The organism is Propionispira raffinosivorans DSM 20765 (genome assembly GCF_000381065.1).
Lineage (GTDB): Bacteria > Bacillota > Negativicutes > Selenomonadales > Selenomonadaceae > Propionispira > Propionispira raffinosivorans.
Window position 1 is genome coordinate 35,201 of sequence record NZ_KB905858.1, and the last position, 14,442, is coordinate 49,642.

The following is a 14,442-nucleotide window of genomic DNA, read 5'->3' on the forward strand; positions in this document are numbered from 1 at the left end:
TCCGCCCTCCCCTTCTTTTTTCTTAAAATCACTTTGTAAAATATCCTGCAACTGCTTTCTTAATTAGATTATCATCTGCCAGACAAGGTTCTGTAATATGACTTTCATCCGCATATTCTCTATTGTATTTTTTCACGGTTTCGATTGAATGTTCATTTCTTGCCCAGCTGCGGCGTGCTACGCCACCCATAACATCCCAAAGCAGGGCACTTTTTATAATTTGATCAACTCGCGTACTGCCATCCAAAACCAGACCAAATCCGCCATTAATTGATTTGCCGATACCAACACCACCACCATTATGCAACGCCACCAGACTCATTCCACGGGCAGCATTCCCCGCGTAACATTGAACTGCCATATCGGCCATGACATTACTACCATCTTTGATATTTGCCGTTTCTCGAAAAGGCGAATCCGTCCCGCTTACATCATGATGATCACGTCCCATCATAACTGGACCAATTTCGCCAGTCTTGACCATTTCATTAAATTTTAAAGCAATACGAATGCGCCCTTCTGCATCTTGGTATAAGATACGGGCCTGTGTTCCAACAACCATATCATTTTTTTCTGCATCACGAATCCAATTATAGTTATCACGATCCTGATACCGACGATTTGGATCTATACATTCCATTGCAGCATGATCTGTCTTTAATAAATCTTCCCGTTTCCCGCTCAGGCAAATCCAGCGAAACGGGCCATAGCCATAATCAAAAAGTTGTGGTCCCATAATATCTTCCACATAAGATGGTAAAATAAACCCATCCTTTTCATCGATTCCATTTTTTGAAAGTTCTTTAACTCCAGCATCATAAACGGCTTTAAGAAACGAATTCCCATAATCAAAAAAGAATGTCCCCTGTTCTACACAACATTTAATTAATTCATAATGATGCCGTAAACTTTGATCGACCATATGCATAAATTTGATACGGTCTTTTGCCAGCATTTCTGTACGTTCATCAAAGGTTACTCCCTGTGGACAATAGCCGCCATCATAAGCGACATGACAGGATGTCTGATCAGACAGCAGGTCAATCTTAATTTTATGTTCTACCGCGTACTCTAACAAATCAACAATATTACCGCAATAAGCAATCGAGATAGTTGTTTTATCTTTAAGATGTTTCTGTGCCGAAGCAAAGACATCTGCCAAATTTTCATAACATTCGCTAACCCAGCCTTGATCCAAACGTGTTTTAATCCGTAAAAAATCGACCTCAGCCACAATTCCAACCGCATTGGCAATTTCTGCGGCCTTCGGTTGTGCACCGCTCATTCCGCCAAGACCGGAACTTACAAACAAATGCCCCGTCAAATCGCCATCGTTTGGTATTCCCAAATGCATTCTGCCAGCATTCAGCAAAGTGTTGTATGTCCCATGAACAATCCCTTGCGGCCCAATATACATCCAACCACCTGCAGTCATTTGTCCATAATTAGCAACGCCCATTTCTTCAGCAATTTCCCAATCTTTTTGATTATCAAACATTCCAATCATCAAAGCATTTGTAATAATGATACGCGGGGCTTCCGGTTTCGATTTAAACAATCCCAAAGGATGTCCTGATTCCATCACTAATGTCTGAGAATCTGTCATAACTTGCAAATACTTCTTGATTAAACGATACTGAAGCCAATTTTGACATACACTGCCTGTTTCACCATAGGTAACAAGCTCATATGGGTAAAGAGCTACTGCAAAATCAAGATTATTGTCTATCATTACCTGAAATGCTTTGCCTTCAATACAATTCCCTGAATATTCTTCGATTGGTTTTCCATAAATATGTTCTACCGGACGAAATCTATAGGCATAAATACGACCATACTTTATTAGCTCTTCCAAAAATTCAGGAACCAACTGTTTATGCAGCTTTGGATCAATATAACGCAGCGCATTTTTCAAAGCCACCTCAGTCTGTGCTGAAGATAAATGAAAACCTCTCGAAGGCGCCCGCCGTATACCTTCTTTAAATTTAGGCATAGACGGCAATTCTGTTTCCGGACCAATTACAAATTTTTTATTATCAGATGTCATAAAACATTTTCCTCCAAAACTAAAAATAATATTGGATGAGGCAAAAACGGCCTCATCACAATACGAATCCATGATTTATTTTGATCTCGTCAAGAACGAATCATCAATAATAGAAGCCGGATTAACTGCTTGATCAATTAATTTAGTCTGTAACCAAAGGTCTGATGCCATTTTTACAATTTTGTAAAAATCACCAGGTTTTTCTTTTGTTCCGAAATATGCTTTGTTTCCGGCTTCATCATAAAATTGTACATCCTTTAATTCTGCTTTGAGTTTTTCTGGTTTTTCACCAAGACGTTTTGCCATGATCTGCAAAGCATCGTCTTCATTTGATTTTAAATAATCCAAAGCATCATACCAGGCATCTACAATAGCCTGTGCCGATTCTGGATGTTGTGCTATAAAGTCTTTTTTCATTGCAAAGGTATCAACAATCACACCAGGACTTTGCTTACTATCCATCATAGTATAACCAAAGTCCGTAGCAGCTGCCCTTGAAAGCCATGGCTGCCAGGTAATCGCGGCATCTACTTTTCCGGCAACAAAGGCTGCACCAGCATCCCCCGCTGACATTGCCTGCACATCAAAGTCTTTAAGACTCATTCCCTTTGCGCTTAGTAAATATTGAAACCAGAAAAAGTCCGCCCCGCCCGTAGTGTCCAAGGCAATTTTTTTCCCTTTCAGCTCTTCAATTGTCTTAATTTCTTTTTTTGCGACAATTCCATCACCACCCGCCGAAGTATCGAGTGCCAAAATTTGTACTTCATCAATTCCTGCTGCTGCATTTACAACATGTGTATCCGCTGAAGTAGAAACTCCCTGAATACGATTTGCAGCCAAAGCACTCTTACTATCTGCCTTGCTTTCTATCGACTGTATTTTTACATTTGCACCATGCTTTTTAAAAAAACCTTTTTCTTCAGCAATATACAATGGTGCAAATCCAATCCAGGAAGACTGTCCTAAGATAATCTCACCATCATAAGCAGCACTTGAAGAAGATGCTTTCGCTGTGTCTTTTGCCGTAGAATTGGTACCACAGCCAGCAACTGAAAAAAGAAATACACCGGCCATTGCAACGGATACAATTTTTTTTAAGTATGTTTTCATTTTTTAACTCTCCTTTTATTTTCTATTACAAACAAAGTTACTAGTCATTGCTACTTAAAATTTTTAACCTTTATATTTGAGAATTTAACGAATTTAATTCACCAAATCAGCGGGGCGTTCTCCTTTTAACATTTTTAATGCATTTTCTACAGTTCTCCGTTTAAGTTCTTTATAAGATTCAATTGATATATAGGAAATATGTGGTGTTATAAGTATATTTTTCTGTGCAAAGATATTTTCGTTTCCTTGTGGTGGTTCCTGAACAATCACATCTAAGATTGCACCTGCCATTTTTTTTGAAGAAACCGCCTTGATCAACTCCTGTTCATTTAAAATTTTCCCCCTTGAAGTATTGATGAGATACGCCGTCGGTTTCATTAAATCAAAATGTTTTTTCGTTATAAGATTTTCGGTAGTCTCATCACACTTTATATGAATACTGACAAAATCAGCTGCAGCAAAGCCCTCTTCCAATGTTACTTTACAAGCACCTAAGGATGTTATTTTATCAGTTTTTACATACGGATCATAAATTAGGACTTGCATTCCTAATGCCCTTGCTTTTTTTGCAACGCCTGAACCAATTGTTCCGCAGCCAGCAATAAATAAAGTACTTGAACTAACCCGATGTATTGGTTCACGTACAGCCTGAGCACCCCATTTCCCCTGATGAATCGCCTCCGCATAAGTATCCAGCTGCTTATTACTGCGGTAAATTGCTGCCATTACATAATCTTCAATATCTTCCAAGCAATATCCCCGGACATTCGTTACCCCAATATTTTTTGCTCTAGCAGCTTTGATATCTACACGATCGTACCCACCACCATAAACGGCAATTCCTTTACAATGTTCCAACTGTGCTATCACAGATGCCGGAATTTTTGCATAAATTTGTGCAAAAATAAGATCTGCGTGTCGGCCAAAAGATGTAAGGTCTTTTTCATACGTATAGGTTGAAAAACGAAGCTCACAATTTGGCAGTTCTTTTTGTAAAATTTCTATTTCATCCTTATAATCTGACCATTCCTCATCTATAATCCAAACTAAAAATGACATCTCCCTTTTCCTCCTATAACAAAGTGATTACACCATTTTCTGCATCAAGTTCCACTCTGGTTCCATCGGATACATCTCTATAAAATTCAGTTGCTGCTTTATTGACCATTGGAGCTTCTAAAATAATTGCGCTGGCAGCCAACGTCGTATCGGCATTTTCTACAATCATTCCTGCAGGACTCATGCCTGTCATCTTCATCTGATACATTCCATCTGCTTGTACAACAGAACTTCCCTTTCCATAAGGAAAAACAATGATTTTTCCGGCAATTGATTTGCCATATAAGCAATGTTCTTTTTCAATAACAACTCCTGTTTTTGGATCAACCAGATAAAAGCATAAGCCATCCTGCGAAAACAATATTTCACCTTGTACCTTGCCACCAGAAATTTTATGACATGAATAACTCTGCCCCATCTTAATACATCCCTTTCAATGCAGCTTCCACGCTGTCTTCAAGTGAAGCAATTACAAAGCGCATATCTCTTCTTTTCGTATAGTACGCACATTTTGGTGAATCCGTAATGCCTTTTTTCCCATATAAAAATTTCCAACAAGGTTGATCCATACAAGTATCTTCAACAAGCTCTCCACCCGCTTCACGAATGATATCCATATATCCCATTTTTTCGGATAAATTTCTCGACAAAGCAGAGGACATTATGAAAAGTGGCACCTTTAATTTTTTTCCTTTTAACAAATCAACCACTCTGGCTATTTGATCAATCGTAAAATGTGGACAGCCAAATAAAGCAAAGTCAATCTCACCACCAGCATCTGATATTTCTTGTTGCATTGCTTTTAAATCAGCTTCCGTTATTGTCACCTCACCTTTTGGCTTTTTACCTTGAAATGCAGATTTCATATCTCTCGCTTCCGGTGTGAATCCCAAAATATGATACATTGCTACATTACCACCCGTATTTAGTTGTGCACCTAAATTCATCAGCGCTTCTTTGCTTGGATTTTTCAAGCCCTCAAAAACTGGAATTGAAAAACCGGTTTTCTTAGGAACAAAATAGCCTAGCATTTGATATGAAAAATCATCGGTCATATCTGCTTCTACATGAACCAAAATTTCACCGGCTCTATTTTCATCCAATAAATATCCATAAAGTGGTGTAACACCTGTTATCGCAGAACATAATGCACTTTGTGCGGATTCGCGATTAGAACGAGCCCCGCAAACAGAATTCACAAAAGGTGTAGCACTCGATTCAGAAAATGCAATCACTTCACCAAAACGAGGAACGTTTTTTTCAAGATAAGGCGTACAGTCATATGTCATTATTGCTTCTAAACGATTATATGCAGCATGGGTACGTTTCACGATCGCTTCATCTTCCGCTTCAATTCGCGTTATTTTTTGAAACTGCTTCAAGTGGAAACTCGGATTTACCGTTGGTCGAATGCGGCAGGTCGCTCCACCAGCTACTAATTTTTCAGCAAACCATAAATCAGCCTCCTGATTACTTAAAGCTACATGCGTTCGCGTGACTGGAACCATTTTAGGTGCATCATAGGCTTCTCCCACCGCTACTAAAATTTTCATTGCCAACTTTGTACCTTCACCATAAAATCCATTGAGCATTTTCTGTTCTTCATCTGTTAAAAGCATTTCATATCCCTCTTTTCTCCTTATAAATTTTCTTCTAAATGCTGCATTGTCTGTCCAATTTTTTCTAGAACTCTTTTTTCTGATATGCTTTGCAATTCACCGTTGCGAACTGTCGTCCGCCCATTTACTGCAACATTTTTTATAGCTGTTGGCTGCATCGAATATACCAGGTTAGGCAAAAATTGATTTCCTGCCGCCGTAATTGGCTGCATCGAAAGATTTCGCAAATCAATCCCCGTAAAGTCAGCTTTACAGCCCACCTCCAGCTTCCCAATTTTTAAACCCAATGCTTTTCCTCCGCCTATAGTGCCCATACGAAATGCATCTTTATAATTTACACACAAGGCATCCAACGTATGAACTTTCTGCAAAATAGACACCATGCGCATTTCTTCAAATATACTAATTCTATTATTGCTGCAAGCTCCATCACTCCCCAATCCAATAGAAACACCATACTTTAAAAATGCTGGTATATTCGTTACACCATCTGCCAAAAACATATTACTTGACGGACAATATGCCAGTTGTCCGCCCTTATCACCTAATAGCTTTATTTCCAAGTCATTCAACCATACACCATGAATAATGACCATACTTTCATCTACAACACCAATACTATCAAGATAAGTTAATGGCGTCATTTTATGCTCTTTTATAACTTGCTCCACTTCAAAAGGTTCTTCCGCTACATGAATATGATAGGTTGTCCCATATTTTCGCGCGAGATTGTACCCTGCTTTGATCATTGCGGGAGAAGCTGCATGTAAACTATGTGGCGCTGGCAAAACACGAACCATTCCCCCCGTATATTTTTTCATCAAAGTTTCTGTATTAAAAATCGCTGTTGAAACATCCTCAACATATCCCGCAGGAGCTCCGTCCCAGTCATACATTGTCCGTGCCAGTACAAGCCTGATCCCAGCATCCGTTGCCGCCTGAATTACCGCTTCATCACTTTCAATACCCTCATTATGCAAATAGAAAAAATCGCAAACCGTCGTAACGCCGCTTTTCATCATCTCTGTAAACGCAAATAAAGCTCCAGCATATATATCCACCGTCCGCATTTTAGGTGAAAATTTATATAAAGACTCATCCCTCCATTCTAAAAAAGGACGATCTACCGCAATACCTCTTAGTAAACTCTGAAAACTATGATTATGCGTATTCACTGCTCCTGGAATCAGCACGAGCCCAGGCCATTCTTCAAGCAACGCATTCGGATAAGAAGCTATTAATCGACTGCTTTCATCCACAGAAATAATTTCACCATTTTCTACAGCAATTCCATACCCATATTTTAATTTTTCATCTAATAGACAAGCTTCTGGTTTAAATATTTTTACAGTCATTTATTTTAAGCTCCTATCAAGTATCAAAATTGTATCCAATAAAATCTGTGCCGCTTTTACAATCTCATCATTTCCTGTCATTTCCTTGGGGCAATGGCTGTATCCATCAATACTTTGAACAAAAAGCATACCTGCTTTTGTGACTCTGGCCATGTTAGCCGCATCATGCCCTGCCATACTGACCAATTGCCGTTTTGTTTCTCCTGCAAAAAGAATCGCTTCATTGAGCGAATCTATGACGATCTTGTCCATTTTCATTTCCGGTTGATCCAAATCAAGGTTCCGTACAATCTGCAATTTTCGTTCGACCATAATTTCATCAACTGCTTTTGTCAATATTTGAAGAGCTTTGCCCCTTTTTACTGGATCAGCTGTACGAAGATCCAATGTCAAAGTAACTTCTCCAGGAATGATATTCGATGAATTCGGTAAAACCTCTACTCTTCCGACAGTAGCTGACACTTCCGTCATATCAGGCTGTTTCATAATATTTTCTACTGCCAGACAAACTTCGGCGGCTGCAGCCAAAGCATCGCGGCGATTTTGTATCTGTGTCGTTCCCGCATGGTTAGCCTCACCAACAATGCGAATGGTTTCACGATAAATTCCCGTAATGCAAGTCACAGAAGCTACAGCTTGGTTTTTATCATAAAGTCTGCGTCCCTGTTCAATATGACATTCAACAAATGCCGCTAAACTATTTTTTTTAATAACCGCATCTCCTACTTTGCTTATATCCCCACCGAGCCGACTAACAGCATGTTCTAATGTTTCGCCTGTATTCTTATCATAAAGTTTTTGTAAATCTCTATAAGTCAATCGTCCGCATAATACCTTGCTTCCTAAAGTAGAAACCGAAAACGAATTTGGCTCCTCCCCGGTAAAAGAAACTATTTCTAGCGGATGTTTCAATTCCAATAAATTTTCCTGGATAATCTGCATAATTTCAGTTGCGATTAATACCCCTAATGCCCCATCAAATCCGCCGCCATTTGGTACCGTATCATGATGTGAGCCAATTACAATTGGCAATCTTTCTGAAACTGTTTTTTGCCTCGCCCAAATATTTGCAATCGGATCTATATAGAGATTTAAATCCAATTCTTTAGTCCAGCAATTCACCAACCATTTTCTCGTTTTTTCATCAGCGGGACTAGCTAATTGCCGATCAATCCCCCCCCTTGTATTCATCCCTATTTTCGCAAGTTCTTGTAAGCGTCCAATCAATCGTGGAGCATTTATCTTCATAACTGATAGTTCTGCTTTTTCTATAATATTTTGCATTTGCGCACCTCTATTTCTATTGATTAACTCATTTTTACATTTCTATGAATGATGATATCATTCATAGAAATGTAAAAAAAAGACGTTTTACTTCCTTGTTTTCGGAAATAAAGCGCCTTTGCTTCTTCAACTGTCTTCAATTTCTTTTATTATAATCTTCCCTAAATTAAAAGTCAACTAGAAAATTACAAAGTTACAAATATTCATTTAAAATAAACTTCATTTTCTCGTTCGATTTGTTCAATCTGTTCCATCCTTTGATCTAATTCTGGCATTTGCTTGGCTGCATCACGTAATAACAAATTAAAAAAAGCAATTGGTGTACTATAAATATCAAAAATAGACGAAGTTGTTGCTGGTACAAATACCGTAGATTCACAAAAATTCATTGCAGGTGAAAAATGATTATCCGTAACGCCCGCAATATGGAAACCCTTTTCTTTTAATGAACTGCATTTTTGTACAAGTATTTTAGGATAACGAGGAAACATTACCGTAACTATATTTACATCCTCCGGATTACACAATTCAAGAGTGTCCCACATTGGCGAATTAGGACTTAACTGAAAAACATTGGATCGCATTTTATTCAAAATATAACCAACATATGGCAAAATAGTAGCTGACATTCTTGCAGAAAGCAAAATCAACTGTTTATCGGAAATAATCATATTTATAAGATTTTCATAAGCTTTCCCTTGCATAATATTAATCAGTTCATCCATATTCGCCAATTCAATGTCAAGAATATCCCGCAATGGATTGTCTTGCTTTTTATGTTGTTTGCTATACTGCAACCGTTGTGGAGCTGTCAATTTCTCACTTACAATATTCTGCAAAGTTCTCAAAAAATCATTATAGCCCCGATATCCTAAAGCAATAAAAAACCTGGATACACTTCCCTGACTAATCCCCAACTGATCTGCCAATTCATTTGCTGTCATAAAAATTATACGAAGATAATTTTTTTCTATATACACTGCAATCTTTTGATACGTTGGTGACTCTTTTGCTACATGCATCAACATACTATTTAATTCTTCAAAGTTCTGGATAAGTTTCGGATCTTTCATATCAGATAGGTCTCCTATTTTCAATTATATTGTAATACACGTCATTTTTCTTATTATATAATACATCGTAGTAAATTAACACATATTCTATTTATTTTCTTCCGGCACACCAATAACAACTTATGCTAAAAATAATCACAGCCAATGAATATTCTCTAGATCAAGATAGCAAGAAATAATACTAAACTACGTTTCATCAACCCGTGTAGTAAAGCATCTAAAAAAAATTAACACCCTTGAATTTTTTTCAATAACCAAGCCATATTTTCGCCGATATTTTTCATATTATTCATACCTTCCTGATCTTGTTCCACTTCACCGATCTCATTGCCATAGACCATATTCCAATAGGTTGAACCAACGAGGAACATTTCTTTACTATGCAAAAAATGATTTAACGTATCAGCCGCACTTATTGCCCCGCCTCGACGAGCAGCGATTACGGTAGCACCAACCTTATGTTTTAATAAACCTTTATTCGCTGCTAATACGATACTAGCTCGATCAATAAGCGCTTTGATCTGTGAAGTCACCCCTGCAGAATATACAGGTGAACCCAGAATAATCCCATCTGCCTTAATCATTTTCCCCAAACAATCATTAAAATCATCATTTTTGATAACGCATTGCTGATTTTGATTTTTCATACAGGCTTTACAGGCTATGCAGCCTTTAAGGTTTTTCCCAGATAAGGAAATCAATTCTGTTTCAATCCCCTGCTGATTGAGCTCTTTAAATACGGTTTGAATTAATATCGCTGTGTTCCCCTCTTTACGAGGGCTTCCATTTATACCAATAACTTTCATTACTTACATCTCCAATTCTGTCAGTCTCTTTTTATAAACTACTTTACCCGTTATCCACTCTAAAAGTTTGCCTTATTTTGAAACACGTTAACAAATATTATGCTTGTACCAAGCTGTTCCAGCCAGTCGTTTTATATAGAAACTACCACGGAATAACCAATCAATAAACATACCCATCCATACCCCTTCAATGCCAAAGCCTAATTTTATACCCAATAAATACCCGCCAAAGATTCTGAAAACCCACATTCCGATCAATGAAATAATCATTGTATATGTGGCATCTCCAGCCCCTTTTAATCCAGCTGGCAAAACAAAAGATATTGCCCAAACTATCATAAAAGCAGAATTCATGATCAATAAATCCAAAACCATTTTTGTAATAACCAAGTCTCTGGTATACAAGAGAACAACCCCCGGATAAAATGGAATACATGTCAAGGCAAATATTGTTAAACAAGCTGTGGCGAGCTTTAGTATGTATATTACGTTTTCCTTTGCTTTAGCAATATTTCTTTTCCCGATAGATTGTGCAACCATTGTAGTAGCAACTACACCTAATGCATTACCTGGTATATTCAACATTGCCGAAATATAGATTGCAATATAATTAGCGGCAATTGCTTCGGTGCCCAAACTAACAATATAAATCTGTGTAATAATTTTACCACCGTTAAAAAGCAATGCTTCTATTGCTGCAGGAATACCTACACTAAAAATCTTTTTAATTAAATCCAAATTTGGTCTAAAATAAAATGGATTTCCTATCTTTAAAAAACCAATACCATATGCATAAAAGGCAATTGCCAGTAATCCACCAATTATGCGTGAAATTCCTATTCCTAATGCCGCCCCCACGATTCCAAGCCCTGTAATTTCAAAAGAATATTCTTGTGTATGAAATTGTACCCCATATATAAAAGTATAACTCAATAGAATATTCAACATATTCATAATGATATTAATGAACATCGGCAATTTCGTATTTCCTACACCACGAAATATCCCGCAAACAATTAATTCGATGGCAATAAATGGATAGGTAAATATTGTTATTTCCCAAAAAGCAATAGCATTTTCCATAACACGAGGCTCTGCCTCATTGTACAAAAAATATAAGATCGTGTGTTCATAATATCCTATTATTATAGTTATAAGTATTGATATAAATGTCCCTATATACAATATCTGCTTGCCACTTTCATTCGACAAATTACGTTCTTTTCTTCCATAAAATTGTGCAACAAGAACCGTGCCACCTATTGCTAGTCCTGAAAAAGCATATATTATGACTATATTAAAAGAATCAATCATGCCGATTGCAGAAACAACTTCTTTTCCTAAACTACTAGCTATAATTGAGTTAAAAAAACCCATTATTAATATACAAAATTGCTCCACCATAACCGGAATAGCTAAATTCATAACATCTTTATGAAATAACATTTTATATAATATCCCCTATAATTTTCTAGCCTCAATCTGAGCGTTTTAAGACTAACAAATCCATACGATAAGAGTTTCAACGAATCATTCATCGATATTCTCAGGATTTCCTTACGTACTTATACAGCTCTTTTTGATAAAAGCCTTCTCATATCATATCACCTGTACTACTATTTTTCCATATTTAGGTATTCACAATATTTGCATTTTTAACATCAAACAAGTTGCAATATGATCTTTTACATGATAAAATCCAAAAGAATGTACTTAAAACGATGAATGGAGCTGTAGTCATGAAAAAAATCTTATTATTCCTACTATTATTCTTACTATCAACAACAACGGTATTTGCAGAATCAACACCAACAGTAACTCAGAAAAACTACACTGTTGCAATTATTCCATATCTAAATACTACCGAAGAAACAAAAGATTTCGTAAAAGACGTTGTTCAATCCAAATATGCGGAAGAATTTACAACAAAGAGCTTCAATATTGTCGCTGACGTAGATGTACAAAAAGCCTTACATACCGCTGGTTATGATGCCTCTAATATGGAATTACCAGAAAAAGATGTATTTGCCGCAGTAGCCAAAGAAACAAAAGCTGATTATGTTGTTGCGATGGAAATAACAAATTTAATAAGCACTAGACATATGAGTTTCTTTTCCACAAAGGTAGAAACAAAAGCTAAACTAAAATACAAGTTTTATAATACAAGCCAAGATAAACTCACTGCCTTCCAAACAACTGGAGATTCAGAAAATGTCGCCACACTCGTTGGAAATGTTGGATATAAAGCACCAATAACCACTGCATTGAATAAAGCTATGGATTCAGGATATGATAAAATCGTTAGTAATTTTTAAAATTGCCTAAATGTATCAACAGTAAAAACAGGAGCTATTCGGTTCCTGTTTTTTTGTCCCGAAAGATGATCACAGGTAAGACATTTTTCAAACCATCAAGTTTCACGAAATAACACACTTTTTTTGAAAACGTGAGTCACTCTGTGACTTACACCAACACCTGCCGTTTTATCGTCTTATAAAATTGGTAAGCACATCTCATGTTCCATTTCCACAAAACCATATTTTTTATACAATGGTTTGCCCATAGTTGTTGCTTCAAGCGAAATAAATGTAATATGTCTCGATTTTGCTTCCTTAACAAGGCAATCTAACATTTTTATTGCAATGCCTTGTTTACGATATTGGGGTACAGTATACATATTCATAATATAAGCTTTTTCACCACTTGGATTTTCATAAGTAGGCATGACTCTATAAAAGCTCACGCCACCGGCTCCTACAAAAAGGGCATTCTTATAAACTAAATATGCAATATGTGTTCCATTTGCTAAGCTGTGTTTATAATACTTATATGATTCTTGTTCTATCATGGACATATCAACATCATCATTCAGTTTGTTAGCTGCACGTAATACTTGAATTCTTGTTTTTATGAGTGTATCAATATCATCTATACTTGCTGTTTGGTATCGCAAATTCAAAAATCCACCCTTTCTCTACTTTAGAAATTAAGAAAATTTACATTTTTTTAATTTACACAAAGATAATCAATAATCTTATAATTATAAAACTTTCGTTCTATAATTTCAACGCAAAACAACATACTGCTATTCAGCTAATGAATTTTGTTTTTGACGAGAATCTTTTTTACATAAAATTTTCTTTGATAAATTTGATGAGAATTCGTTCATCAGTGTAAATCTGCCGACCTTTTTTCATTACAATGCCCGCCTCAAGATACAGCGGCTCTTTTACTGATATCGATATAATATCATCATCTGGCAAAATTGCATGCCGCATCAAAAAAGACGAGGCAATTTTTTGCCTTACAAGATTTCTCACTGTATGCAAATAAGGTGAATAATGTATCACATTCGGTTTAAAACCTTGCTTCGTAAATACCTGATGGACTAAATGCGTGAGATTGAATGTACCATCCAGCAGAACCAAAACTTCATCTTTTATATCCTCTATGGTAATAAACGGTCGCTGAGCAAAATATGAACTCTTGAAGGTACAAAAACAGCATTCTGCCACACCAAGTTTTCGATAAGTAAAGCTTTCGTCACAATCCTCGGTATAATTCATAAGTGCTAAATCCAGTTTCTCATCCTTTAACATACGCAGAGAATTCACTGGACCAGTTTCAATAATTTCCACTACAATTTCCGGGTATTTTTCTCGAAATTTCCCTAATAATAGTGGTGTAATATGCATACCAATTTGTGGAGGTACTGCCACACGGATATGATTTCGCCTATGCGTCATATCATTGATTTCATGTTCCAAATGATCTATTTCTTCTAATATAGGACGAATCCTCGCCAACAAAATATTTCCATCTCTTGAAATAAGAATCTTTTTACCATTACGTCGAAAGAGATTTAGCCCTGTTTCTGCTTCAAGTGTCTGCATCGCTACGCTAACCGTTGGCTGTGATACATGCAGAGTTTCTGCAGCTTTTGTGATATTTTGCCAACGGCAGACCTCATAAAAGTACCGCATTTGAATAACATTCATAACGTATTTCCGCCTCCATCTACAAAGATTCCAACGGTTTAATTATAGCATATCTATATAGTTTTTAACTATATAGATATGCTATAATTGT

At 36.7% G+C, this 14,442-nt stretch carries 13 protein-coding genes; 1 reads left to right on the plus strand and 12 read right to left on the minus strand.

Going from position 1 to position 14,442, the window contains the following annotated elements:
* Nucleotides 1-28: 28 nt before the first annotated feature.
* The 10 genes from F606_RS0114515 to F606_RS0114560 all read right to left on the minus strand — a co-directional run bounded on the left by F606_RS0114515 (nucleotide 29) and on the right by F606_RS0114560 (nucleotide 11,799).
* The gene (locus tag F606_RS0114515; protein WP_019554609.1) at nucleotides 29-2,047 is read right to left on the minus strand and encodes a urocanate hydratase; all 2,019 of its coding nucleotides are present in this window, start codon (nucleotides 2,045-2,047) and stop codon (nucleotides 29-31) included.
* A 75-nt stretch (nucleotides 2,048-2,122) separates the two neighbouring features.
* Nucleotides 2,123-3,157 carry an ABC transporter substrate-binding protein gene (locus tag F606_RS0114520; protein WP_019554610.1) on the minus strand — a complete coding sequence of 345 codons (1,035 nt, stop codon included), beginning with the start codon at nucleotides 3,155-3,157 and terminating at the stop codon, nucleotides 2,123-2,125.
* Between the two features lie 93 nt (nucleotides 3,158-3,250).
* Entirely contained in the window at nucleotides 3,251-4,216 is a 966-nt protein-coding gene (locus F606_RS0114525; RefSeq protein ID WP_019554611.1) for a C-terminal binding protein, read from the minus strand.
* Nucleotides 4,217-4,229: 13 nt separating this feature from the next.
* Entirely contained in the window at nucleotides 4,230-4,634 is a 405-nt protein-coding gene (locus tag F606_RS0114530; RefSeq protein WP_019554612.1) for an aconitase X swivel domain-containing protein, read from the minus strand.
* Between the two features lies 1 nt (nucleotide 4,635).
* Complete coding sequence (locus tag F606_RS0114535; RefSeq protein ID WP_019554613.1) at nucleotides 4,636-5,835, minus strand: aconitase X catalytic domain-containing protein; 1,200 nt, start codon at nucleotides 5,833-5,835, stop codon at nucleotides 4,636-4,638.
* A gap of 20 nt (nucleotides 5,836-5,855) precedes the next feature.
* On the minus strand, nucleotides 5,856-7,190 hold the full coding sequence (locus F606_RS0114540) for an amidohydrolase family protein (RefSeq protein ID WP_019554614.1): 1,335 nt from the start codon (nucleotides 7,188-7,190) through the stop codon (nucleotides 5,856-5,858).
* Nucleotides 7,191-8,474, minus strand: coding sequence for a M20 family metallo-hydrolase (locus tag F606_RS0114545; protein ID WP_019554615.1), 1,284 nt, complete (start codon nucleotides 8,472-8,474; stop codon nucleotides 7,191-7,193).
* A 203-nt stretch (nucleotides 8,475-8,677) separates the two neighbouring features.
* Nucleotides 8,678-9,547, minus strand: coding sequence for a MurR/RpiR family transcriptional regulator (locus tag F606_RS0114550; protein WP_019554616.1), 870 nt, complete (start codon nucleotides 9,545-9,547; stop codon nucleotides 8,678-8,680).
* A 227-nt stretch (nucleotides 9,548-9,774) separates the two neighbouring features.
* Complete coding sequence (locus F606_RS0114555) at nucleotides 9,775-10,353, minus strand: flavodoxin family protein (RefSeq protein WP_019554617.1); 579 nt, start codon at nucleotides 10,351-10,353, stop codon at nucleotides 9,775-9,777.
* Between the two features lie 87 nt (nucleotides 10,354-10,440).
* Nucleotides 10,441-11,799 (minus strand): MATE family efflux transporter, encoded by a 1,359-nt coding sequence (locus F606_RS0114560; RefSeq protein ID WP_019554618.1) that lies wholly within the window; start codon nucleotides 11,797-11,799, stop codon nucleotides 10,441-10,443.
* A gap of 293 nt (nucleotides 11,800-12,092) precedes the next feature.
* Between F606_RS0114560 and F606_RS0114565 the strand changes: the two genes are divergently transcribed.
* The gene (locus tag F606_RS0114565) at nucleotides 12,093-12,668 is read left to right on the plus strand and encodes a hypothetical protein (protein ID WP_019554619.1); all 576 of its coding nucleotides are present in this window, start codon (nucleotides 12,093-12,095) and stop codon (nucleotides 12,666-12,668) included.
* Nucleotides 12,669-12,844: 176 nt separating this feature from the next.
* Here F606_RS0114565 and F606_RS0114570 read toward each other — a convergent pair whose 3' ends face one another.
* Together F606_RS0114570 and F606_RS0114575 are read right to left on the minus strand one after the other, a co-directional pair.
* Nucleotides 12,845-13,306, minus strand: a complete 462-nt coding sequence (locus F606_RS0114570) for a GNAT family N-acetyltransferase (RefSeq protein ID WP_019554620.1) — start codon at nucleotides 13,304-13,306, stop codon at nucleotides 12,845-12,847.
* Between the two features lie 172 nt (nucleotides 13,307-13,478).
* Nucleotides 13,479-14,351, minus strand: a complete 873-nt coding sequence (locus F606_RS0114575; RefSeq protein ID WP_019554621.1) for a LysR family transcriptional regulator — start codon at nucleotides 14,349-14,351, stop codon at nucleotides 13,479-13,481.
* Nucleotides 14,352-14,442 lie beyond the last annotated feature (91 nt).

Bases quoted from the DNA above. Each gene is read 5' to 3' on its own strand.
- F606_RS0114535 (WP_019554613.1), bottom strand. From the start codon at position 5,835: ATGCTTTTAACAGATGAAGAACAGAAAATGCTCAATGGATTTTATGGT.
- F606_RS0114575 (WP_019554621.1), bottom strand. From the start codon at position 14,351: ATGAATGTTATTCAAATGCGGTACTTTTATGAGGTCTGCCGTTGGCAA.
- F606_RS0114550 (WP_019554616.1), bottom strand. From the start codon at position 9,547: ATGAAAGATCCGAAACTTATCCAGAACTTTGAAGAATTAAATAGTATG.
- F606_RS0114530 (WP_019554612.1), bottom strand. From the start codon at position 4,634: ATGGGGCAGAGTTATTCATGTCATAAAATTTCTGGTGGCAAGGTACAA.
- F606_RS0114515 (WP_019554609.1), bottom strand. From the start codon at position 2,047: ATGACATCTGATAATAAAAAATTTGTAATTGGTCCGGAAACAGAATTG.
- F606_RS0114545 (WP_019554615.1), bottom strand. From the start codon at position 8,474: ATGCAAAATATTATAGAAAAAGCAGAACTATCAGTTATGAAGATAAAT.
- F606_RS0114555 (WP_019554617.1), bottom strand. From the start codon at position 10,353: ATGAAAGTTATTGGTATAAATGGAAGCCCTCGTAAAGAGGGGAACACA.
- F606_RS0114560 (WP_019554618.1), bottom strand. From the start codon at position 11,799: ATGTTATTTCATAAAGATGTTATGAATTTAGCTATTCCGGTTATGGTG.
- F606_RS0114520 (WP_019554610.1), bottom strand. From the start codon at position 3,157: ATGAAAACATACTTAAAAAAAATTGTATCCGTTGCAATGGCCGGTGTA.
- F606_RS0114565 (WP_019554619.1), top strand. From the start codon at position 12,093: ATGAAAAAAATCTTATTATTCCTACTATTATTCTTACTATCAACAACA.
- F606_RS0114540 (WP_019554614.1), bottom strand. From the start codon at position 7,190: ATGACTGTAAAAATATTTAAACCAGAAGCTTGTCTATTAGATGAAAAA.
- F606_RS0114525 (WP_019554611.1), bottom strand. From the start codon at position 4,216: ATGTCATTTTTAGTTTGGATTATAGATGAGGAATGGTCAGATTATAAG.